This is a genomic window from Aliidongia dinghuensis, assembly GCF_014643535.1.
Classification (GTDB): Bacteria; Pseudomonadota; Alphaproteobacteria; order ATCC43930; family CGMCC-115725; genus Aliidongia; species Aliidongia dinghuensis.
The window spans coordinates 153,058-173,341 of the sequence record NZ_BMJQ01000013.1 but is presented as its reverse complement, the minus strand read 5'-3'; the positions used below and the strand labels follow the sequence as shown (position 1 = coordinate 173,341).

At 67.3% G+C, this 20,284-nt stretch carries 22 protein-coding genes; 11 read left to right on the top strand and 11 right to left on the bottom strand.

Annotated elements, in window-relative coordinates:
- Positions 1-12 precede the first annotated feature (12 nt).
- The 3 genes from IEY58_RS23615 to IEY58_RS23605 form a co-directional block, all read right to left on the bottom strand.
- Entirely contained in the window at positions 13-654 is a 642-nt protein-coding gene (locus IEY58_RS23615) for a glutathione S-transferase family protein (RefSeq protein ID WP_189050383.1), read from the bottom strand.
- Between the two features lie 77 nt (positions 655-731).
- A complete protein-coding gene (locus IEY58_RS23610) occupies positions 732-1,289 on the bottom strand; it encodes a TetR/AcrR family transcriptional regulator (protein ID WP_189050381.1) in 558 nt (185 codons plus the stop codon).
- 87 nt (positions 1,290-1,376) lie between these two features.
- Positions 1,377-2,348: a LysR family transcriptional regulator gene (locus IEY58_RS23605; protein WP_229743909.1), complete on the bottom strand. Its 972-nt coding sequence runs from the start codon at positions 2,346-2,348 to the stop codon at positions 1,377-1,379.
- Between the two features lie 319 nt (positions 2,349-2,667).
- On the opposite strand from IEY58_RS23605, the gene IEY58_RS23600 reads away from it, so the two are divergent.
- Positions 2,668-3,096, top strand: a complete 429-nt coding sequence (locus IEY58_RS23600; protein WP_189050379.1) for a hypothetical protein — start codon at positions 2,668-2,670, stop codon at positions 3,094-3,096.
- A 134-nt stretch (positions 3,097-3,230) separates the two neighbouring features.
- Here IEY58_RS23600 and IEY58_RS23595 read toward each other — a convergent pair whose 3' ends face one another.
- Positions 3,231-4,193, bottom strand: a complete 963-nt coding sequence (locus tag IEY58_RS23595; protein WP_229743908.1) for a M14 family metallopeptidase — start codon at positions 4,191-4,193, stop codon at positions 3,231-3,233.
- 189 nt (positions 4,194-4,382) lie between these two features.
- Here IEY58_RS23595 and IEY58_RS23590 point away from each other — a divergent pair, with 189 nt between their 5' ends.
- Positions 4,383-5,387 (top strand): aspartate-semialdehyde dehydrogenase, encoded by a 1,005-nt coding sequence (locus tag IEY58_RS23590; RefSeq protein WP_189050377.1) that lies wholly within the window; start codon positions 4,383-4,385, stop codon positions 5,385-5,387.
- A 56-nt stretch (positions 5,388-5,443) separates the two neighbouring features.
- Here the strand turns inward: IEY58_RS23590 and IEY58_RS23585 are convergent, their stop codons facing one another.
- Positions 5,444-5,953 carry an Lrp/AsnC family transcriptional regulator gene (locus IEY58_RS23585; RefSeq protein ID WP_189050375.1) on the bottom strand — a complete coding sequence of 170 codons (510 nt, stop codon included), beginning with the start codon at positions 5,951-5,953 and terminating at the stop codon, positions 5,444-5,446.
- A 132-nt stretch (positions 5,954-6,085) separates the two neighbouring features.
- Here IEY58_RS23585 and IEY58_RS23580 point away from each other — a divergent pair, with 132 nt between their 5' ends.
- Positions 6,086-7,408, top strand: coding sequence for an aspartate aminotransferase family protein (locus IEY58_RS23580; protein WP_189050373.1), 1,323 nt, complete (start codon positions 6,086-6,088; stop codon positions 7,406-7,408).
- Between the two features lie 36 nt (positions 7,409-7,444).
- On the opposite strand, the gene argE is transcribed toward IEY58_RS23580, so the two are convergent.
- From argE to moaA, 3 genes are all read right to left on the bottom strand, one after another.
- Positions 7,445-8,602 (bottom strand): acetylornithine deacetylase, encoded by a 1,158-nt coding sequence (argE, locus tag IEY58_RS23575; RefSeq protein WP_189050371.1) that lies wholly within the window; start codon positions 8,600-8,602, stop codon positions 7,445-7,447.
- 62 nt (positions 8,603-8,664) lie between these two features.
- Positions 8,665-9,456 (bottom strand): NAD kinase, encoded by a 792-nt coding sequence (locus tag IEY58_RS23570; protein ID WP_189050369.1) that lies wholly within the window; start codon positions 9,454-9,456, stop codon positions 8,665-8,667.
- 64 nt (positions 9,457-9,520) lie between these two features.
- Entirely contained in the window at positions 9,521-10,513 is a 993-nt protein-coding gene (gene moaA / locus IEY58_RS23565) for a GTP 3',8-cyclase MoaA (protein ID WP_189050367.1), read from the bottom strand.
- Between the two features lie 45 nt (positions 10,514-10,558).
- On the opposite strand from moaA, the gene mobA reads away from it, so the two are divergent.
- The gene (gene mobA, locus IEY58_RS23560) at positions 10,559-11,167 is read left to right on the top strand and encodes a molybdenum cofactor guanylyltransferase MobA (RefSeq protein ID WP_189050365.1); all 609 of its coding nucleotides are present in this window, start codon (positions 10,559-10,561) and stop codon (positions 11,165-11,167) included.
- On the opposite strand, the gene IEY58_RS23555 is transcribed toward mobA, so the two are convergent.
- The gene (locus IEY58_RS23555) at positions 11,164-11,352 is read right to left on the bottom strand and encodes a DUF3553 domain-containing protein (RefSeq protein ID WP_189050363.1); all 189 of its coding nucleotides are present in this window, start codon (positions 11,350-11,352) and stop codon (positions 11,164-11,166) included. The two genes, mobA and IEY58_RS23555, sit on opposite strands and share 4 nt — an antisense overlap.
- Positions 11,353-11,452: 100 nt before the next feature.
- On the opposite strand from IEY58_RS23555, the gene IEY58_RS23550 reads away from it, so the two are divergent.
- The 6 genes from IEY58_RS23550 (at position 11,453) to IEY58_RS23525 (ending at position 18,001) form a co-directional block, all read left to right on the top strand.
- Positions 11,453-12,064 (top strand): histidine phosphotransferase family protein, encoded by a 612-nt coding sequence (locus IEY58_RS23550; protein ID WP_189050362.1) that lies wholly within the window; start codon positions 11,453-11,455, stop codon positions 12,062-12,064.
- Between the two features lie 166 nt (positions 12,065-12,230).
- Positions 12,231-14,924, top strand: coding sequence for a hybrid sensor histidine kinase/response regulator (locus tag IEY58_RS23545; protein WP_189050361.1), 2,694 nt, complete (start codon positions 12,231-12,233; stop codon positions 14,922-14,924).
- On the top strand, positions 14,921-15,418 hold the full coding sequence (locus tag IEY58_RS23540) for a chemotaxis protein CheW (RefSeq protein ID WP_189050360.1): 498 nt from the start codon (positions 14,921-14,923) through the stop codon (positions 15,416-15,418). Before IEY58_RS23545 ends, IEY58_RS23540 begins: the two co-directional genes overlap by 4 nt.
- 44 nt (positions 15,419-15,462) lie before the next feature.
- Positions 15,463-15,828, top strand: a complete 366-nt coding sequence (locus IEY58_RS23535) for a response regulator (RefSeq protein WP_189050359.1) — start codon at positions 15,463-15,465, stop codon at positions 15,826-15,828.
- A gap of 77 nt (positions 15,829-15,905) precedes the next feature.
- Positions 15,906-17,162, top strand: a complete 1,257-nt coding sequence (locus tag IEY58_RS23530) for a protein-glutamate methylesterase/protein-glutamine glutaminase (RefSeq protein ID WP_189050475.1) — start codon at positions 15,906-15,908, stop codon at positions 17,160-17,162.
- A complete protein-coding gene (locus IEY58_RS23525) occupies positions 17,159-18,001 on the top strand; it encodes a CheR family methyltransferase (RefSeq protein ID WP_189050358.1) in 843 nt (280 codons plus the stop codon). The genes IEY58_RS23530 and IEY58_RS23525 overlap by 4 nt, the downstream gene beginning before the upstream one ends.
- A gap of 193 nt (positions 18,002-18,194) precedes the next feature.
- Here the strand turns inward: IEY58_RS23525 and IEY58_RS23520 are convergent, their stop codons facing one another.
- Entirely contained in the window at positions 18,195-18,722 is a 528-nt protein-coding gene (locus tag IEY58_RS23520; RefSeq protein WP_189050357.1) for a chromate transporter, read from the bottom strand.
- The gene (locus tag IEY58_RS23515) at positions 18,719-19,288 is read right to left on the bottom strand and encodes a chromate transporter (RefSeq protein ID WP_189050356.1); all 570 of its coding nucleotides are present in this window, start codon (positions 19,286-19,288) and stop codon (positions 18,719-18,721) included. Before IEY58_RS23515 ends, IEY58_RS23520 begins: the two co-directional genes overlap by 4 nt.
- Positions 19,289-19,365: 77 nt before the next feature.
- Between IEY58_RS23515 and gcvA the strand changes: the two genes are divergently transcribed.
- Positions 19,366-20,283 (top strand): transcriptional regulator GcvA, encoded by a 918-nt coding sequence (gene gcvA, locus IEY58_RS23510; protein ID WP_189050354.1) that lies wholly within the window; start codon positions 19,366-19,368, stop codon positions 20,281-20,283.
- Position 20,284 lies beyond the last annotated feature (1 nt).

The following is a 20,284-nucleotide window of genomic DNA, read 5'->3' as shown; positions in this document are numbered from 1 at the left end:
CTCCGCGAGCGGTCAGGCGGCGAGCCCGGCCTTGCTCGCCGGCATGACGACGAAGCCCGGCAGGTCCGCGATCCGGGCGAGCCAGGCGCGGATGTGCGGATACGGCTCGAGCGAGACGCCGCCCTCCGGCGCATGGGCAATATAGCTGTAGCCGGCAACATCGGCGATGGTCGGCCGGTCGCCGACCAGGAACGCCCGGCCTTCGAGATGCGCATTCATAATGGCGAACAGATCGTGCGCGATCGTCCTCGCGCGCTCATGGTCGAGCGGGGCGCCGAACACGGTGACGAGCCGGGCGGCGCAAGGGCCGGCAGTGATCTGGCCGGCGGCGACCGAGAGCCAGCGCTGCACCTCGGCGAAGCGCACCGGATCGCGCGGCAGCCAGCCCTCATCGCCGTAGCGGGTCGCGAGATAGACCAGGATCGCGTTCGAGTCCGCGACGATCGTGCCGTCGTCGTCGATGACCGGCACCTGGCCGAACGGGTTGAGCGCCAAGAAGGCCGGCTGCTTCTGCGCACGGTTCGGCAGATCGACCGTGATCTGCTCGTGCGGCAGGCCGAGCAGCGACAGGAACAGCGCCACGCGGTGCGCGTGGCCGGACAGTGGGAAGCCGTAGAGGGTGATGGGGCGGGCAGGCCGGGCGAGAGCGGTCATGGCGGCTCCGATGAAATGAATATGAACCGAACGATCGGTACATATTCATCCAAGCGACAGCCGTCAAGAGGGATCACTCAGGCGAGCAGACGGTCGGGCAATTCGGCGAGCACGCGGCGGAAGGGCGCGTTCGTTCCGCCGGCGCGGGTGAGCACGAGCGCGCCTTGGATGGCGATCAACGCATCCTCGGCGCGGCGCCGGGCGACGTCCTCGGCAAGGCCGGCTTCGATCAGCACCTCGGCGATGGCGCCGGTGATGGTCGCAATGGAGATCGTGAGCCGCGGCACGAATTGCAGGCCGGTCGTCCCGACGCCGAACAGATCGATCAGGCAGGAGTCGCGGCCGGAATCGTAGAATTCGGCATAGCCCCGGGCCATCGCCTCGAACCGCGGCCGCGCTGGGCCGGGGGCGGAGAGCGGTTCCAGCACCAGCCGGGCGAAGCGCTGGCGCGAGGCGTCCATTACCGCCTCGGCCATGTCCTCCTTGCCCCGCGGGAAATGGTGATAGAGGCTCGACCGGCCGAGCCCGGTTGCGGCCGACAGGCGGGCGAGGCTGGCGCCGTCATAGCCTTCCCGCCGGAACACGCGCATCAGCCGATCGACCACTTCTTCCCTGGGCAGGTTCGGATGCGCCATGGGGCAGGGACTCCATTTGTACCGATCATTCAGTCAAGCGGATATGCGACAGGGATGGCGCGATGCAAGGGCCGTGCACCTCGAGCGTCATGTTCCTGGGCTTCCTGCCGGCAGCGGCGGGTCGGTGCGAAGCTCGTCCGCGATGAAGTCGATGAACGCGCGGGCCGCCATGCGGGTCGTTCGCCCCATCGGGAAATAGGCGTGAACGGGGAATTCCCCCGATTGCCAGCCGAGCAGGATCGGCACGAGTTCGCCGCTCTCTATTTCGCGCCGACACGCCCATGAGGTGGTGGGCGTGATGCCGAGCCCGCTGGTCGCCGCCGCCAGCGCGCCGGCGGTATCATTGATCGAGACATGTGGCTGCACCTCGACCACCACGGTCTGGCCGTCGCGCTCGAACTTCCATGACCGTGAATGGGGCGCGACCGGGCCGGCGATGAGACGATGCCGTTCAAGGTCTGCCGGCTGTTCCGGAAGGCCATGGCGTGCGACGTAGGCCGGTGCGGCGACGAAGACCCGGCGCATCGTACCGATCAGCCTTTTGGTCCCTGACGCATCGGGGAGATCGCCGACCCGGATACCGACATCGACCGCCTCCCGCGCCAAGTCCCGCCAAGTATCGTCGAGCAACAGCTCGATTCGGAGCAGCGGATGCCGTTCCGTGAAGGCCGACAATCTCGGCATGATCACGCGCATGCCCATCGTCGCGGGCATGCCGACGCGGATCAGCCCGCGCAGTTCGCCCGTTTCGCGCACGCTGTTCGCTGCATCCTCGATCGCCGCCAGGGCCGGATCGATCCGCGCGAGAAATTCGAGGCCCGCCTCGGTCGGCGCCACGTTGCGGGTCGTCCGCGACAGCAGGCGGGCACCGAGGCTCGCCTCGAGTTCCGCGATCATGCGCGACACCTGCGACTGAGCAAGGCCGCATTCCCGCGCCGCGGCGGAGAAACTGCCGAGCCGGGCAACGCGCGTGTAGAGCCTGAGCGTGAGGATGTCTTTCAAGGCTTGTCCGCGCTCCTTCGCGATGCCGCGATGATCAAGCGGCACGAATGCTTTCATAGCATAAATCCGTGACCAGAAAGTGCTGGCCGACGAGCCGATCGAATCACAAAAACGCTAGAGGCGGGCGATCTTGCTGCAAGATTGGCTGGGATCTTAGCTTTCCGATTGGGGCGTTCAGGGATCAATATATGCTGTTCTGGCATAAATGTTAGCCGAAATGACCGGCTACCGATGGCGCGCTCCTGGCCCGATCTTCCTTCCATCGAAAGCGCCCAAGGCCGTGCAGGCGATGATGCTGACCCGGTTGCCTTAGCCACTGGAAGGGTCGAGCCGGTCGTGCCGCCCGCGCCCCTTCGCTCATAGAGAGGAAAAGACAATGAAAGCCGTTCTCGCCGCCGGCGTAGCCCTGGCCTCCTGCCTTATTGGCCCGCGCACCGGCCACGCCCAGTCTGCAGCGCCGTCGACAGCCGCGCCCACAGCCGCGCCAGCACCGACGCCGACCACGAAAATTCTCGCCATCGGCACCATCAATCCCGGGGTCGACCCGGCCAAGGTGTTCGCCATCCTGCCGGACGAGGTCCGCGATACCGTGAACCTCTATCTGGCTGGCAAGGTCGACCAATGGTATTCGCAGCAGAACGCCAAGGGGGTGGTGTTCATCCTGAACGTCGCCGATCCCGCCGCCGCCCACGACATGCTCGAGAAGCTCCCGCTCGGCCAGGCCCATCTCATGAGCTTCGAGCTGATTCCGCTGGGTCCGCTTGCTCCGCTTCGCCAGCTACCGGGGATGGCCATGAAGCCTTAGCAGGGGACGACTGCCGGACAGCCCGCTTCCGGCCTGCGGAAGACGGGTGCCAATGTCCGATTTTCCATTGGGGTGCCCGAAACCGGACCAACCGCCTCCCATCCGTCTCGGTCCTTCCCGACTGGGTCTTCACCCTAGCCGGTGAAGCGGCCGAGCCGCACGGCGGTCTGGCCCTTGGCGAGGCGTCGCGACGGCATGATCAGCACGCATTCGTCATAGGGCGTGCGGATCTCGCGGCCGCCGTCATGGCCGATCACGGTGCCGGCCTTGGCGATCACCTCGAGCCCCAGGAACGGCTCGGTGAAACGGAAGCTGTTGGTCTCGATCGTGACCGCGGTCGTCACCTCGATGACCCGTGGGGCAGGGGGCGTCGCCTTCGGCAGGTGCTCTGCGGCATAGGCCGGCTCGAGCAGATCGAGGCAGGCAAGGAAGCGCAGCGTCACGTCGCGCGCGACGGTGAAGGATGCCGCCTCCCAGTGCTGGCCGCATTCGACGAGCAGCGCCGCCTTCGGGCTCGCAGGATCGTCGAATGCGCCATAGTCGCGCATGCGCCGGCCGGCGGCATGGCCCTGGTCGCGCACGATGAGCTCGGGCTCGCCGACGCGGCGGGCGAGGTCCACGCCCTTGTCCTGCATGCCGGCCAGCATCAGGGGCGCGGTCGCATGCTGCATCGAATGGATGTCGAGCAGATAGTCGACCTGGTCGATCAGCGGCCGGATTTCGCGGGCCCGCGCGAGCTCGGCCGAGTTGCGCGGCCCGTCCAGGGTCGCCACATCCCAGACCCGGTTGAAATCCTCGTCGACGAAGCGCGACGCGTTCGGCTGGGCCGGGTCGAACCGCTCGAACGCGGCGACATTGGTGAAGCCCAGCGTCACCCGCCCGCGCACCGGCCGGAAGCCGGTCTCGCTGAGGTACTCGATCGCGAGCGCACCGCACAGTTCGTTGCCGTGGGTGATCGCGTTCACCATCGCGTGCGGACCGGGCCGGCCGCTGTCGAGCGTGGTCATGTAGGGGATCCCGGTATTCCCGTCGCGCCACCGGGAAATGTCCGGAGCGCGCAGCTCGACCGGATATGCCGTGTCCTTGTCGTGGGCCAAGACGCCGCTCCTTCCAGCGATAACAGGCGTTTGCGGCCGCAAGTTTAGGCAGACTGGCGGCCGAGCGCGAGCAAGAAGCGTGCGGCCTCTCGTTGCAGTGCGAAATTGACAAGGTAACGGACAGGCTGAAAATGCCGGGCTGCCGGTAAGTTTCGACCGGAAACCCGTGACCGAAGGATCCATTCTGCTATGTCGAAGCCTGTCGTCGCCATCGTCGGTGCCACCGGGGCCGTCGGTGTCGAATTCCTGCAGCTCCTCGAGGAGCGCAACTTTCCGCTGGCCGAGCTCCGCCTGCTCGCCTCGCCGCGGTCGGCCGGGAAGAAGATGGGCTTCAAAGGCACCGAGATCACCGTCGAGGCGCTGACTGCCGAGGCGTTTCGCGGCGTCGACATCGCGCTGTTCTCGGCCGGCGGCGCCATCTCGCGCGAATTTGCCCCGGCGGCGGTGCGTGCCGGCGCCGTCGTGGTCGACAATTCCTCGGCCTTCCGCATGGACGAGGGCGTGCCGCTCGTCGTGCCGGAGATCAATCCCGAGGCGGCCAAGTCCCACAAGGGCATCATCGCCAACCCGAACTGCTCGACCATCATCGCGGCGGTGCCGCTCTGGCCGCTGCACAAGCAGAACCCGATCAAGCGCCTGATCGCCGCGACCTACCAGGCCGCGTCCGGCGCCGGTGCCGCCGGCATGGCCGAGCTCGAGGCCTCGACCCGCGCCTATCTCGCCGGCGAGACGCCGGAGCCCAAGGTCTTCCCGCACGTCTATGCGTTCAACCTGTTCAGCCACAATACCAAGATCGATCCGGCGAACGGGTACAACGAGGAAGAACTGAAGATGGTCAAGGAGACCCGCAAGATCTTCGGCGACGCCTCGATCCGCATCAGCTCGACCTGCATCCGCGTGCCGGTGCTGCGCGCGCACGCGATCGCGCTCGACGTCGAGTTCGAACGGCCGACCACGCCGGACGAGGTGCGCGCACTCCTGGCCAAGGCACCGGGCGTGCGCGTCGTCGACGATCCGGTAGCGAACTACTTCCCGATGCCCAAGGACGCCTCGGGCCAGGGCGACATCCTGGCCGGCCGCATCCGCGCCGACATCTCGGATCCGTCAGGCCGCTCGGTCGCGTTGTTCGTGGCCGGCGATCAGCTCCTCAAGGGTGCCGCCTTGAACGCGGTCCAGATCGCGGAACTGCTCTAGGCAATGCCCCACTCCGCCCCAATGGGGCGGAGTGGGGCTAGAGAGCACCGGCAACCTCAGCCGTCCTCGACCGGGATCTCGGTGGTCCATTTTGCAACTTCCAGCACGATCTCGCTGGTGTAGGCGCGGATGCCCGGCGCGCTGGCGAGGATGTTGCGCGCAAAATCCTGGTAGTGTGCCACGTCCTTGCTGCGGACCAGCACGACATAGTCGATGTCGCCCGCCACGGTCAGGCATTGCGCGACGCGCGGCAGGTCGCGCATCCGCGCCTCGAACGCGCGCATCTCCGCCTCTGCCGGACGATCCAGCTTGATCCGCACCACCGTCAGCAGCGGATGACCCAGCGCCGCCGGCGCTAGCATGGCGGCGGTTCGCTCGATCACGCCCTCGGCCCTGAGCCGCCGCACCCGCTTGAGGCAGGCGGGCGGCGACAGGCCGACCTCATCCGCCAATGTCTGGTTCGAGATCGTGCTGTCCCGCTGCAGCGTCCGGAGAATCCGCCGGTCGATGGCGTCGAGCGCCGCATGAGCGGCTTTAGGCGAATTTCCATTTTGAAAGTTTTTCATCGAATTTGGCCGTTAGAATTTCTTTATCTTGTGAGTTTCAGTGCCAGGAAACAAAAATCTCCCCATCTCAAAGAAATCATGAATCGGCCGGCTCGTGGTAGGGTTTTACCAGCCCGCAACGAGGAGCCGCCAATGCCGACGCCGCATCTCACCAACGAGCCCTGGGACGAGCATCTGATCCGCTACGGCATGCCTTTCGTGCCGCATCTCATCACCAAGGCGCGCGGGACCCTGATCTGGAACCAGGACGGCAAGGAGATCCTCGATTTCACGTCCGGCCAGATGTGCGCCACCCTTGGCCACAGCCATCCGCGGATCGTCGAGGCGATCCGCCAGGCATGCGACGGCGCGCTGCATCTCTTCAGCGGCATGCTGAGCCCGCCCGTGGTCGCGCTGTCCCAGCGGCTGGCCCAGATGCTGCCGCCCAATCTCTCGAAATCGCTCTTCCTCAGCACCGGCGGCGAGGCCAATGAGGCGGCGATCAAAGCGGCGAAGCTCTCTACCGGCAAATTCGAGGTGGTGGGCTATACCGGCTCCTGGCACGGCATGACCTCGGGTGCGCAGTCGGTCAATTACGTTGCCGGGCGCAAGGGCTATGGCCCGATGATGCCGGGCTCCCTGGCCCTGCCGGCGCCCAATGCCTATCACTGCCCGGTCCGGCATTGCCGGAATGCCTGCGACGGCACGTGCCTCGAGGTGGGCTTCGACATGGTGGACGCGCAGTCGACCGGCGAGCTCGCTGCGGTCATTGCGGAGCCGATCGAAAGCTCGGGCGGCGTGATCGTGCCGCCCGACGGCTACTGGCAGAAGGTGAAGGAGCACTGCGAGAAGCGCGGCATGCTGCTCATCTTCGACGAGGCGCAGACCGCCTTTGGCCGCCTCGGCCGCGATTTCGCCTTCCAGCATTTCGGCGTCGAGCCGGACATTCTCACGCTGTCGAAGACGCTGGGCGGCGGGCTGCCGCTTTCGGCCACCGTCATCTCAGAGGCGATGGAGGCGGACTGCCACGCGAAGGGCTTCGTCCATGTCACGTCCCACGTCTCCGACCCGCTGCCGGCCCAGGTGGCGCTTGCCGTGCTCGACGTGCTGGCGGAGGAGGATCTGAACGCCCGTGCCCTTGAGATGGGCGAATACCTCGCCGCTGGCCTGCGGCATCTCCAGGACAAGCACGAGATCGTCGGCGACATCCGCGGCTTCGGCCTGCTCCAGGGCGTGGAACTCGTCAAGGACCGGGAAACCCGCGCGCCAGATGCTGCGACCGGGCGCGCCATCACCAACCGCTGCATGGAGCTCGGCCTCTCCATGAACATCGTCTCGGTCGGCGCGATGGCGGCTGTCTGGCGCATTGCCCCGCCGTTGACGGTCAGCCGTGATGAGATCGATCGCGGGATCGCCATCCTCGATCAGGCCATCTCCGAAGTTCTGGCGGACGCGACGCGCGCCGCGGCGGAATAGCGCAGCGAACGGGAGTGGCGGCGCGTCCCCGAAACTTCAGAGTGAGGCGCGATCCAGCAGCCGGTCCATGAAGTGTTCGGCCGCGGTCAGCTGCTCGATCGCGATCCATTCGTCGGGCTTGTGCGCCTGCTCGATCGAGCCGGGGCCGCAGACGATGGTCGGGATGCCGAATTCCTGGTAGGCGCCACCCTCGGTGCCGAAGCTGACCTTGCCGGTGCCGTTGGCGCCCGAGAGCTGCATGACGAGGCGCGTCACCTCGTCGTCGCTCTTCATCTCGAGCCCGGCCATGCCGGACAGTTCCTCGAAATCGAAGCCGGCCGCGGCCGAGACCGCGCGCATCTCGGGCAGCAGCTGCTCGACCGCGAAGCGCCGGACCTCGTCGAACAGTGCCGCCGGATCCTCGCTCGGCAGATAGCGGAACTCGAAGTCGAACACGCAGTCCTTGGGCACGATGTTGAGCGCGGTGCCGCCCTGGATCTTGCCGGTGTGCACGGTCGTGTAGGGGGGCGAATAGTCCGGATCGAACGGCCCCTGGTCGCGGAAGCGACGGGCCATGCCCTTGAGATAAGCCACGAGCTCGGCCGCCGCCTCGATCGCGTTCACGCCCTGGTGGGCGAGCGCCGAATGGCTCTCGAGCCCGTGGACGTGGCAGCGCACCGAGCGCTTGCCCTTGTGGCCGATGACCGGCTTCATGAGCGTGGGTTCGCCGACGATGCAGGCCCGGGGCTTGACCGGGCGCTTCGCGAGATCGGCCAAGAGGGTGTGGATGCCGAGGCAGCCCACCTCCTCGTCATAGGTGAAGGCCAGATGGATCGGCGTCTTCGGCTGGCGGCGGATGAAATCCGGCGTCTTGGCCAGCACGACGCCCAGGAAGCTCTTCATGTCGGAGGCGCCGCGCCCGACGAGCTTGCCGTCCTTCTCGACGAGCTCGAACGGGTCGCTCGTCCAGTCCTGGCCGTCGACCGGCACCACGTCGGTATGGCCCGAGAGCACGACGCCGGGCTTGTCCTCGGGGCCGATGGTCGCGAACAGGTTAGCCTTGCGCCGCTCGGCGTCCCACGACCGGCTGGACCGGACGCCCAGGTCGGCGAGATAGGCTTCGACCCAGTCGATGAGCGCCAGGTTGGAATCCCGGCTCGTCGTGTCGAAACCGACGAGTGTCTTGGTGATTTCAATGCTACTGAGGCCAGCCATCGTGGAGCTCGGGCGTTGTTTCGGGGAGGCCCTCGAACTATGCGCCCGATTGCGGCCCGGCGTCAGCTCTCGAACTGCTCCTTCAGCACGCGCTCCGACAGATTGTGCTCGTGGTCGAACAGTAGGCTGAGGCTGACCTCCCGGGTCTCGCGGACCTCGACCCGCATGACGTTGCGCACCTCGATGAAATCGGCGCCGGCGCTGATCGGCCGCTTCTGCGGCTCCAGCATCTCGAACGTGACGGTGACATGGTGCGGCAAGATGGCGCCGCGCCAGCGCCGCGGGCGGAAGGCGCTGATCGGCGTGAGTGCCAGCACGCCCGAGCCGAACGGGATGATCGGCCCATGGGCCGACAGGTTGTAGGCGGTGCTGCCGGCCGGGGTTGCGACCATGACGCCGTCGCACATGAGCTCGTCCATGCGCCTGACCCCGTCGACCGAGATGCGGATCTTCGCCATCTGGCGGGTCTGGCGCAGCAGTGCCACCTCGTTGATGGCGAGCGCCTGGTGGCACTTGCCGTCGGTGGTCGTCGCCTGCATGGCGAGCGGGTGCAGCCGCTCCGTATCCGCCTTCGCCAGGCGCTCGAACAGATGGTCGGGCGAATAGCTGTTCATGAGAAAGCCGACCGAGCCGCGATGCATGCCGAAGATCGGCAGGTGCCGCTCGAGATGGCGGTGCAGCGTTTCCAGCATGAAACCGTCGCCGCCCAGCGCCACGATCACGTCGGCCTCGTCGAGCGGCACGGTCGGGTAGCGACGCTGGAGATCGGCGAGCGCCGCCTGGGCCGCCTCGGCCTCCGAAGCGACGATGGCGATCTTGGGCGCGGGCGCGCCGCCGCTCTCGGTTACCGACATGAACGAGCAGTCATCGGATCGCCTTCTGAGGCCGGGGAAACAAGGCGGCGGAGAGACAAGGCGGTCAGCCGCCGGTGACACTCATGTGGCGCGGCACGGCCGGACCATGATGCTGGCGATCGATGACGAAATCGTGACCCTTGGGCTTGCGCCGGATCGCGGCCAGGATCGCGTCTTCGAGCGGCCCGTCGCTCTCCCCGGTGCGGAGCGGTGCGCGCAAGTCGGCCGCGTCCTCTTGCCCCAAGCACATGTAGAGCGTGCCCGTGCATGTCACGCGCACGCGGTTGCAGCTCTCACAGAAATTATGGGTGAGCGGCGTGATGAAGCCGAGGCGCCCGCCGGTCTCGCCGACCGTGACGTAGCGGGCGGGGCCGCCGGTCCGGTAGTCGCTCTCGGTCAGCGTCCAACGCTCGTCGAGGCGCGCCCGGACATGGGACAGGGGCAGATACTGGTCGAGCCGCGCCTCGTCGCCGATCTCGCCCATCGGCATGACCTCGATGAATGTCAGGTCATGGCCCTCGGCGCCGCACCAGGCGATGAGATCGTCGAACTCGTCCTCGTTGACGCCCTGCAAGGCCACCGTGTTGATCTTGACCTTGAGCCCGGCCTCTTTCGCCGCCGCGATGCCGTCCATGACCTGGCCGATCCGGCCCCAGCGGGTGATGGCGGTGAACTTCCGCTCGTCCAGCGTATCGAGCGAGACGTTGACCCGCCGGACGCCGGCCGCCTTGAGCGCGCCTGCGTATTTCGCGAGCTGGCTGCCGTTGGTGGTGAGCGTCAGCTCGTCGAGCGCGCCGTCGGCGATCCGCCGTCCCAGGCTTTCGATCAGCCACATGATGTTGCGCCGGACCAGCGGCTCGCCGCCGGTCAGGCGCAGCTTGCGCACGCCCAGGCGGATGAAGGCGTTGCACAGCCGGTCGAGCTCTTCGAGCGACAGCACGTCCGCCTTGGGCAGGAAATGCATGTCCTCGGCCATGCAATAGACACAGCGGAAATCGCAGCGATCCGTGACCGAGACGCGGAGGTAGCTGACGGTTCGTCCAAAAGGATCAATCATGTGTCGTAATATGTCGGTGGAACGGGCGTCGAACAAGGGGGCGGCATGCGGGACGAGGAGCGGCCTTTAGCCGTGGTTCTGGCGGGGGGCCTGGCGCGGCGCATGGGCGGTAGCGATAAGCCGCTCCTGTTGCTCGGCGGCCGGCCGGTGCTGGACCACGTGCTTGCCCGGCTGCGCCCGCAGGTGTCGGGCCTGGCGCTCAATGCCAACGGCGATCCGGCGCGGTTCAGCGACTTCGGCCTGCCTGTGCTGCCGGACCCGCTGCCCGGCTGGCCGGGGCCGCTTGCCGGCATCCTGGCGGCGCTCGACTGGGCCGCTGCGGCTGGAGCTGGCCATGTGCTGACCGTTCCAGGCGACACGCCGTTCCTGCCGGCGGATCTCGTCGAGCAGCTCGGCCGGTCCGTCGCGGACGGTGCTGCGGCGGCCTTTGCCACCTCCGCTGGCCGCCGCCATCCGATCGTGGGACTCTGGCCGGTCGCGGCGCGCGACGCGTTGCGCCACGGCGTCGCAGACGCCGGGATGCGGCGGGTCGACGACTGGGCACGGTCGCTCGACGCCGTGCCGGTCGAGTTTCCAATCGGGGCGGTCGATCCGTTCTTCAACGTGAATACGCCCGAGGACCTCAGGACGGCCGAAAGCCTGCTCGGCCTCTAGCGGCGGTCGAACGTATCCGGATCGACCTCGTCGAGCTCGACCGCCTCTGCGATCAGGACGCGCTTGCCGGCATGCTCGAAGTTGATGGTGATCCGCCCGTCGATCGCTGATTGGACCTGGCCCACGCCCCAGTCCGGCTCCGCCGGCAGGCGCACCCAGGTGCCGGGTACGAAATTTGTTTCCATCCTCTGGTCCGACCTTGTGTCGCGGCAGGGTCCTCTGGGATCATCGGACCATCACGGCAAACGCGGCAAGAGGCATCGGGACAGCATGGGCGCGGACGACATGAGCGGTTGGCAGATCGATCTCAGAATCGCCGAGCTGCTGGCGGCGCGGCTCTGCCACGAGCTGGTGAGCCCGGTCGGCGCCATCAACAACGGCGTCGAACTGCTGGCGGACGACCCCGAGTTCGCGGCCGATGCCGCGGCATTGATCGCGCAGAGCGCCGGCCAGGCGACGCGGCGTCTGCAGTTCTACCGGATCGCCTATGGCTCGACGATGCCGATCGCCGGCGATTCGGCGCGCAAGGCGACGCTCGACCTGTTCGAAGAGAGCAAGATCACGTGCGTCTGGCCGGAGCCGTTCGAGCGGGACGTCTCGAGCAAGCTCATCTGCAACCTGTTCCTGGTTGCAGCCGAGGCCCTGCCGCGCGGCGGCACGCTCCGGCTCGGCACCCGTCCTGCGGGTGGGATCGAGCTGGTGGCGGCGGGCGAGAGCGCGCGCCTGCCGGCCCATCTGCCCGATGCGCTCGTCGGCACGCCCGCCGCAGACGCGATCGACACGCGCAGTGTCCAGGCGGCCTTCACCGCGTCGCTCGCGCGCCGGGCGGGGCTACTACCGTCGATCGAAACGCCGGCGTCCGGCGAGATCGTCTTTGCACTCGCTTCCGGCAACTGAAACGGGCATTCTTGATTCGTTTCTCGGGCGAACCGGTCGGGGCGGCGAGCGCGGTCCGTAACGGGATTTTAAGGAATAAATCCGAAGGTCGGGCAGGTTTCGGAACCTTGCCCAACCATGGGGTTCCGGCCGACCGTTCAGTACTTTTCACGGCGGAAATCAGGCCATGGACGATCTACTCAGCGAATTCCTGACCGAGACCGCCGAAGGGCTGGCGACGCTTGACCTGGAGTTGGTGCGTCTCGAACAGAATCCGAACGATCCGGCGCTGCTCGGCAACATTTTCCGGATCGTGCATACGATCAAGGGCACCTGCGGCTTCCTCTCGCTGCCGCGGCTCGAGACCGTGGCGCATGCGGCCGAGAACGTGCTCGGCAAGATCCGCGACGGCCAGCTCGAGGTGACGCCGGTCGCGATCAGCCTGATCCTGAGCTCGCTCGACCGGATCAAGATGCTGCTGGCGACGCTCGAGGCGACCGAGGCGGAGCCGGACGGCGACGATGCGGACCTGATCGCCCAGCTGAACGCCTTCGCCGAAGGGCAATTGACCGAGGCTGCGGCCCCCGCGGCACCGGCTGCCCCGCCGGCTCCCGTCGCGGCGGCCGTTCCGGAGCCGGAACCCGAGCCGGAGGTCGAGCCAGCGCCGGTCGCTCCCGCACCAGTCGCAGTGGTCCAGGCCGCGCCGCCGGTGCCGGTCGCGAGCACTGCCGTCGCCAAGCCGAAGCCGACCGCCGTCGCGGAACATGAGGCGCCGCCGCCTGCCGCCGCCCGCGCGCCGGCCGACACCGACGTCAAGGACTCGGCGGTCGCGGCCTCCAACATCCGTGTCAATGTCGATCTGCTCGAGAACCTGATGACGATGGTGAGCGAGCTCGTGCTCACCCGCAATCAGCTGATGCAGATCCTGCGCGGCCAGAAGGATTCCGAATTCGGCGTGGCGCTGCAGCGCTTGAGCCACGTCACGACCGAGCTGCAGGAAGGCGTCATGAAGACGCGCATGCAGCCGATCGGCAATGCCTGGGCCAAGCTGCCGCGCCTCATCCGCGACCTCGGCATCGAACTTCGCAAGAAGATCGACCTGCAGATGAAGGGTGCGGAGACCGAGCTCGACCGCCAGGTGCTCGAGCTCATCAAGGATCCGCTGACCCACATGGTGCGCAACTCGGCGGACCATGGCATCGAAGGCCCGGCCGACCGGCTCGCCGTCGGCAAGCCCGAGACGGGCACGGTCACGCTCAACGCGTACCATGAGGGCGGCCACATCATCATCGAGATCGCCGACGACGGGCGCGGTCTCGCCACCGACAAGATCAAGGCCAAGGCGATCCAGAACGGGCTCGCGACCGAGGCCGAGCTGGCGCAGATGTCCGACCAGCAGATCTACCAGTTCATCTTCAAGGCCGGCTTCTCGACCGCCGCCGCCGTGACGAGCGTCTCGGGCCGTGGCGTCGGCATGGACGTGGTCCGCACCAACATCGAGAAGATCGGCGGCACGATTGAGCTGAAGAGCCAACCGGGCCGCGGCTCGACTTTCGTCATCAAGATTCCGCTCACGCTCGCGATCGTCTCGGCGCTCATCGTCGAATGCGCGGGCGAGCGCTTCGCCATCCCGCAGATCAGCGTGGTCGAGCTGGTGCGCGCCGCGCCCGGCACCGAGACGCAGATCGAGCGCCTGAACGGTGCGCCGGTCTTACGGCTCCGCAACCGGCTTCTGCCACTGGTCGGCCTCGACCAGCTCTTGAAGCTCCGGCAGACCCACGACACGTCGGCCGAATGCTTCATCGTCGTGGCACAGGTCGGCACTTACTCGTTCGGCATCATCGTCGACCGGGTGTTCGATACCGAGGAAATCGTCGTGAAGCCGGTGGCGCCGCTGCTGCGCGACATCACGATGTTCTCGGGCAACACGATCCTGGGCGATGGCGCCGTCATCATGATCCTCGACCCGAACGGCATTGCCGCCGCCACCGGCGAGATCACGGTCGGCAGCGACAACCGGGCGACGACGGAGCAGGCGGTGGCGCGCGGACGGCAGATCGACAAGACGTCGCTGCTTCTGTTCAAGGCCGGCGACACGAGCCCCAAGGCGGTGCCTCTGGCGCTCGTCGCCCGGCTCGAGGAGATCGACCGCAAGGAGATTGAATATTCCAACGGCAAGCCGGTCGTGCAGTACCGCGGCAAGCTCATGCCGCTGGTGCCGATCGATCCGAGCCTCCGGGTCAGCCATGAAGGCCGCCAGCCGATCCTGGTCTTCTCGGACAAGGAACGCTCGATGGGCCTCCTGGTCGACGAGATCGTCGACATCGTCGAGGATGTGCTGCATGTCGAGCTCGGCTCGGAGAAGCCGGGTCTGATCGGCAGCGCGGTCCTGGCCGGCAAGGCGACCGATCTCATCGACACGGGCTACTACCTGATGCAGGCCTACGACGACTGGTTCGGCTCGCGCACCGAGGGCGCGCTCGACCAGATCGCCCGGGCAACGCGCGTGCTCCTGGTCGACGACTCGCCGTTCTTCCGCAACCTGCTGACGCCGCTGCTCACGATCGCGGGCTACGACGTGAGCGCCGTCGACTCGGCCGACCAGGCGCTCGACCTGCACGAGGCGGGCGAGGATTTCGACGTCATCATCAGCGACATCGAGATGCCCGGCATGAACGGGTTCGAGTTCGCGACCCAGGTGCGCAGCGACAGCCGCTGGCGCCATGTGCCGATGGTGGCGCTGTCGTCGCACGCGACGCCGGAGGATCTCGACCGCGGCCGTGAGGTCGGCTTCAACGACTATATCGCGAAGTTCGATCGAGACGCGCTGCTCGCCTCGCTTTCGACCACTCTCAACCTGCAGCGCGAGGTCGCCGCATGAGCATCGTTCCCGCCGGTACGCAATCGCGTCAGATCCAGGCCATCGGCGACGCGCAGTCCCACGACTACGTCTCGATCTTCATCGCCGGCCAGATGTTCGGGATCCCCGTCCTGCAGGTGCAGGACGTGCTGGGCCCTCAGCGCATCACCCGCATCCCGCTGGCGCCGCCCGAGGTCGCGGGCTCGCTCAACCTGCGCGGCCGCATCGTGACCGCGATCGACGTGCGCACGCGGCTCAAGCTGCCGAAGAACACCGAGAGCAAGGAGAGCATGAGCGTCGTGGTCGACCAGGGCGGCGAGCAGTACAGCCTGCTGGTCGACAATGTCGGCGAGGTGCTGAGCCTGACGAGCGAGACGTTCGAACGCAATCCCGCGACCCTCGATTCGGCCTGGCGCGACGTGTCGAACGGCATCCATCGGCTCGACGGCAATCTCCTGATCATCCTCGATGTCGCGCGTCTCCTGGACTTTGCGACGAGTGCCGACGCAGCCTAGCGGCGCCTGTCGATTTCACACGCCTCGGCGCCTGGAGTTTGGTCATGAAGTTTTGTCTGATCGTCGATGATTCCCGAGTTGTAAGAAAGGTCGCGCGGCGCATCCTTGAAGATCTCGATTTCGAGATCGAGGAGGCGGCCGACGGCAAGCTGGCGCTCGAAGCCTGCATACGCCGCATGCCGGACGTGGTGCTGCTCGACTGGAACATGCCGGTGATGAACGGGCTCGAGTTCCTGATCGAGCTGCGCCAGGCCAAGGGGGGCGATGCGCCGATCGTGGTGTTCTGCACCACCGAGAACGATATCGCGCATATCCAGGCGGCGATCGGCGCCGGTGCCAACGAATACATCATGAAGCCGTTCGACAGCGACATCATCCACGCCAAGTTCGCGCAAGTCGGGCTGTTGTGACCGACGGCAGGTCACCCTTGTCCGGAACCTCGCCGCCGGGGCCGGTCGCCGATCAGGGCGGCGGGCCATATCGGGTCATGGTATGCGACGACAGTGCCGTCATCCGCGGCCTGATCTCGCGCAGCCTCGAGGCCGATCCCGAGATCCACGTCGTCACGACCGTGTCGAACGGGCAGATGGCGCTGAGCGCGCTCGCCCGCCATTCGATCGAGGTCTGCATTCTCGACATCGAGATGCCGGTCATGGACGGGCTGACGGCGCTGCCGAAGATGATCGAGGCGCAGCCCAACCTGCAGGTCGTGATGGCGTCGACGCTGACCCGGCGCAACGCCGAGATCAGCATGAAGGCGCTGGCCGCCGGTGCCGCCGATTACCTGGCGAAGCCGACGACCTCGATGGCGCTCAACGCCGCGGCCGATTTCAAGGCCGAGCTCGCTGCCAAGGTCAAGGCGCTGGGCGCCGTCCGCCGCCGCGCCGCCGGCATCGCCGTGCCGCATCCCCAGGGACCGACGGCCGCGCCGGCGCATGCGCCGGCCCATTCCGCCGCCGCCCAGGCTCCGGCGCCGATCCACCGCCCGATCGGTGCGCCGGCGGCGCCCAGTCCGATCCAGACAGGCACCCCGCACGCAGGTTCGACGCACGTCGTGTCGCCCGCAGCGCGCCCAACGGGCGCGCCCGGCCTGGCACCGCTGCGCCCGACAGCGCTGGCCGCTGGCCGCGGGCCGCTGTCGCTCCGGCCGGCGCCGACGGAAGTCCCCGAGATCATCGCCATCGGCTCCTCGACCGGCGGCCCGCAGGCGCTCTTCGCCGTGCTCGCGGCCCTGAAGCCGGGCCTGCAGCAGCCGATCGTCATCACCCAGCACATGCCGGCGACCTTCACGACGATCCTGGCCGAGCATATCGAGCGGGCGAGCGGTATCCCGACCCATGAAGCGGCCGAGGGCATGGCGCTCCAGGGCGGGCACATCTATGTGGCGCCCGGCGAATTCCATATGACCATCGAGGCGCACGGCGCGCAGAAGATCGTGAAGCTCCTGAAGACGCCGCCGGAAAACTATTGCCGGCCATCGGTCGATCCGATGCTGCGCAGCCTGATCAAACTCTATGCCCGGCGCATTTTCACTGTCATTCTGACGGGCATGGGGCAGGACGGGCTCAAGGGGAGCGAGGCGGTCGTGGCGGCCGGCGGCGCGGTCATCGCGCAGGACGAGGCGACGAGCGTCGTCTGGGGCATGCCTGGCGCCGTGGCGACGGCCGGGCTCTGCAGCGCGGTTCTGCCGCTTGCGGAGATCGCGTCGTACGTCCGGAAGGTCGCGACGAGGGCAGGGGCATGAATATCGACGATTTCAACCTGCTCTCGAAGCTCATCAAGGACCGGTCCGGCCTGACGCTCACCAAGGACAAGGCGTATCTGCTGGAAAGCCGCCTGCTGCCGGTCGCGCGCAAATGGAACCTCAAAAGCCTCGACGAGCTGGTGATGCGGCTCAGGACCCGTTCCGAGGCCGGGCTGGTGCGCGACGTGGTCGAGGCGATGACCACGAACGAAAGCTTCTTCTTCCGCGACATCAAGCCGTTCGATCAGTTCAAACAGGTGGTGCTGCCCTACCTGCTGCAGTCGCGTGCCCAGACGCGCACGATCAAGATCTGGTCGGCCGCCTGCTCGAGTGGGCAGGAGCCCTATACGCTCGCCATGATGCTCAAGGAGGAGCGGCAGAAGCTCATCGGCTGGAACATCGACATCCTGGCGACCGATCTCTCGACCGAGATCCTGGCCAAGGCGCAGGCCGGGCTCTATTCGCAGTTCGAGGTGCAACGCGGCCTGCCGATCCAGCTGCTCGTCAAATATTTCAAGCAGGCGGGCGACCGCTGGCAGATCGACAGCTCGATCCGCGAAATGGTGCGCTATCGGCCGTTCAACCTGCTGGACGACTTGGCCGGTCTTGGCCAGTTCGACGTCATCTTCTGCCGCAACGTGCTGATCTATTTCGACCAGCCGACGAAGCAGATGGTGCTGGAGCGCATGGCGAAGCAGTTGGCGTCCGACGGCTTCCTCTATCTGGGCGGTGCCGAGACGGTGGTGGGCATCACCGACAAGTTCCAGCCGATGGTGAACCACCGCGGCATCTATCACCACGGCAACGCGACCGCAGCGGCGAAGGTCGCGGGGCTCTGATCGGCTTCTGGCCCGTTATCCCCGCCTGACGCCGAGGTTTTCTAAGGCCATCTCTCTTCTCCGTCATCCCCGGGCTTGACCCGGGGATCCACGTATCGCGGCCAGGCGGCAGCAGATGCGCGCGGCAACCGGCGCGTGGATGGCCGGGTCAAGCCCGGCCATGACGATTGAGGGAGAGGTGCCGTTTACCGACCTACGAAATCCCGACCAGCCCCAGCGCCGTCGCGAGGCCGAAGATCCAGAGCGGGTTGTACTTGGTCATGGCCATGAGCGCGAAGGTGCCGGCGGTGAGCACGGCGCCTAGCCAATCGTGGATCGCTGCCCGCGTGAGCAGATAGGCGCTCGCCGCGACCAGCCCGATCGTGACCGGTGCCAGGCCACGCTGGACGATGCGCTTCACTCGCTCATTGCGGCTCCGCTCCCAGCGGCGCACGGCGAAATAGGTGAGGACGCAGGACGGTGCGCACATCGCGACGGTTGCGGCGACGGCGCCCATGAATCCTGCCGCCTGAAAGCCGATCAGGCTGACCATCAGCACGTTCGGCCCCGGCGCCGCGTTGGCGAGCGCGAACAGCTCGGCGAACTGCCGGTCGGTCATCCAATGCTCGAGCTCGACCGCGACACGGTGCATCTCGGGCACGACCGCGTTGGCGCCGCCGATCGCGACCAGCGACAGGAGCACGAAATGGCGGATAAGGGTGCCGAGCACATCCGGCTTCATCGCGCGAGCCGCCAGACCCAGGCGATGCTGATCGGCGCCAGCGCCAGCACGACATAGACGAGCGGCCAGCCGAAGCCCACGACCGCGACGAACGCGATCGCGGCGACCACTATCGCCTCCGGCCGCTTGATATAGGGCTTGGCGACCTTCCAGGCGGTCGCGAGCACGAGGCCGGCTGCCGCGGCGCCCAGGTTACGGAACACGCCGCCCAGCGCTGCGCTGTTGCCGTAGGCGGCATAGAGCATGCCGAGGGCGAGCACGATGGCGAAGGGGGCGGCGAGCAGGCCGGTCACGGCCGCAAGCGAGCCCAGGGGACCGGCGAAGCGGTTGCCGAGCGCGATCGACAGATTGACGATGTTCGGCCCGGGCAGAAGCTGGCACAGGCTCAGCAGGTCGGTGAATTCGACCTCGCTGAGCCAGTGCCGCTCCTCAACGATCATCCGGCGCGCCCAGGGCAGCACGCCGCCGAAGCCCTGGACGCCGACCGTCAGAAAGCCGAGGAACAGATCGCGCGCACTGACCTTGGCCGCCGCAGATTGGTCATCGGTCATAGGTGCGCTCGTCATGGGTTATCCATGACGGAAGTGCGCTGCCGGCACAAACGAGTTATCATCGCGTTCCTCGTGAGAGAAAGTCACAATAGATGCGCCGTCGCCTGCCCCCCTTGAGTTCCTTGCGCGCCTTTGAGGCTGCGGCGCGCCGCGGCAGCTTCACGGCCGGCGCCGAAGAGCTGCTCGTGACCCACGGTGCGATCAGTCGGCAGATTGCGTCGCTCGAGGATTGGCTCGGCACGCCGCTGTTCGACCGGCTCGGCCGGCGGGTCCGGCTGACGGCGGCAGGGCGCGACTATCTGGAGGCGATGAGCCGCGCGTTCGACGGCATGGCCGAGGCGACCCGGCGCCTGACCGAGGCGAATGCGGTCAGAAGCCTGACCGTAAACGCGCTGCCGACCTTCAGCATGCGCTGGCTCCTGCCGCGGCTCGCGGGATTCCAGCAGCGGCATCCGGACGTGGCGTTGCGCCTCGTGACCTCGGACCGGCCGCTCGACGAGGTGCGCGAACCGTTCGACGTCGCGATCCGGCGCGGGCCTGATACCTGGTCCGGCTGCATGGCGGCGCCGTTCCTGGCGGAATGGGAGGTGCCGGTGATGAGCCCGGTGCTGGCCGAACGCCAGCCGGTGCGCCAGTCCGTCGATCTTGCCCATCACACGCTGCTCCATGCCGACACGCGGCCCGGCGCCTGGCAGCGCTGGCTGTCGGCGGCCGGCCAGCAGGGCCTCGCGGTTGCCGGCAATCAGCGCTTCGATCATTTCTACCTGACGCTCCAGGCCGCGGCGGACGGGCTCGGCGTGGCTCTTGGCCCGCTGCCGATCCTGGCGGACGAGCTTGCCGCGGGCCGCCTCGTGGCACCGCTCGACGGGCCGAAGCTCGAGGCGCGCGGCTATTGGCGCGTCACCCCCAACGGCCGCGCCGACGATGCGGCGGTCCAGGCGCTCAGCGCCTGGCTCGATGCCGAGGGCCAGGCCATGGGTGCGCCTGACCCGAGCGATCCGGACGCGTGAG

Coding starts and splice junctions, on each gene's coding strand:
- IEY58_RS23615 (WP_189050383.1), bottom strand. CDS start 654: ATGACCGCTCTCGCCCGGCCTGCCCGCCCCATCACCCTCTACGGCTTC.
- IEY58_RS23610 (WP_189050381.1), bottom strand. CDS start 1,289: ATGGCGCATCCGAACCTGCCCAGGGAAGAAGTGGTCGATCGGCTGATG.
- IEY58_RS23605 (WP_229743909.1), bottom strand. CDS start 2,348: ATGAAAGCATTCGTGCCGCTTGATCATCGCGGCATCGCGAAGGAGCGC.
- IEY58_RS23600 (WP_189050379.1), top strand. CDS start 2,668: ATGAAAGCCGTTCTCGCCGCCGGCGTAGCCCTGGCCTCCTGCCTTATT.
- IEY58_RS23590 (WP_189050377.1), top strand. CDS start 4,383: ATGTCGAAGCCTGTCGTCGCCATCGTCGGTGCCACCGGGGCCGTCGGT.
- IEY58_RS23585 (WP_189050375.1), bottom strand. CDS start 5,953: ATGAAAAACTTTCAAAATGGAAATTCGCCTAAAGCCGCTCATGCGGCG.
- IEY58_RS23580 (WP_189050373.1), top strand. CDS start 6,086: ATGCCGACGCCGCATCTCACCAACGAGCCCTGGGACGAGCATCTGATC.
- argE (WP_189050371.1), bottom strand. CDS start 8,602: ATGGCTGGCCTCAGTAGCATTGAAATCACCAAGACACTCGTCGGTTTC.
- IEY58_RS23570 (WP_189050369.1), bottom strand. CDS start 9,456: ATGTCGGTAACCGAGAGCGGCGGCGCGCCCGCGCCCAAGATCGCCATC.
- moaA (WP_189050367.1), bottom strand. CDS start 10,513: ATGATTGATCCTTTTGGACGAACCGTCAGCTACCTCCGCGTCTCGGTC.
- mobA (WP_189050365.1), top strand. CDS start 10,559: ATGCGGGACGAGGAGCGGCCTTTAGCCGTGGTTCTGGCGGGGGGCCTG.
- IEY58_RS23555 (WP_189050363.1), bottom strand. CDS start 11,352: ATGGAAACAAATTTCGTACCCGGCACCTGGGTGCGCCTGCCGGCGGAG.
- IEY58_RS23550 (WP_189050362.1), top strand. CDS start 11,453: ATGAGCGGTTGGCAGATCGATCTCAGAATCGCCGAGCTGCTGGCGGCG.
- IEY58_RS23545 (WP_189050361.1), top strand. CDS start 12,231: ATGGACGATCTACTCAGCGAATTCCTGACCGAGACCGCCGAAGGGCTG.
- IEY58_RS23540 (WP_189050360.1), top strand. CDS start 14,921: ATGAGCATCGTTCCCGCCGGTACGCAATCGCGTCAGATCCAGGCCATC.
- IEY58_RS23535 (WP_189050359.1), top strand. CDS start 15,463: ATGAAGTTTTGTCTGATCGTCGATGATTCCCGAGTTGTAAGAAAGGTC.
- IEY58_RS23530 (WP_189050475.1), top strand. CDS start 15,906: ATGGTATGCGACGACAGTGCCGTCATCCGCGGCCTGATCTCGCGCAGC.
- IEY58_RS23525 (WP_189050358.1), top strand. CDS start 17,159: ATGAATATCGACGATTTCAACCTGCTCTCGAAGCTCATCAAGGACCGG.
- IEY58_RS23520 (WP_189050357.1), bottom strand. CDS start 18,722: ATGAAGCCGGATGTGCTCGGCACCCTTATCCGCCATTTCGTGCTCCTG.
- IEY58_RS23515 (WP_189050356.1), bottom strand. CDS start 19,288: ATGACGAGCGCACCTATGACCGATGACCAATCTGCGGCGGCCAAGGTC.
- gcvA (WP_189050354.1), top strand. CDS start 19,366: ATGCGCCGTCGCCTGCCCCCCTTGAGTTCCTTGCGCGCCTTTGAGGCT.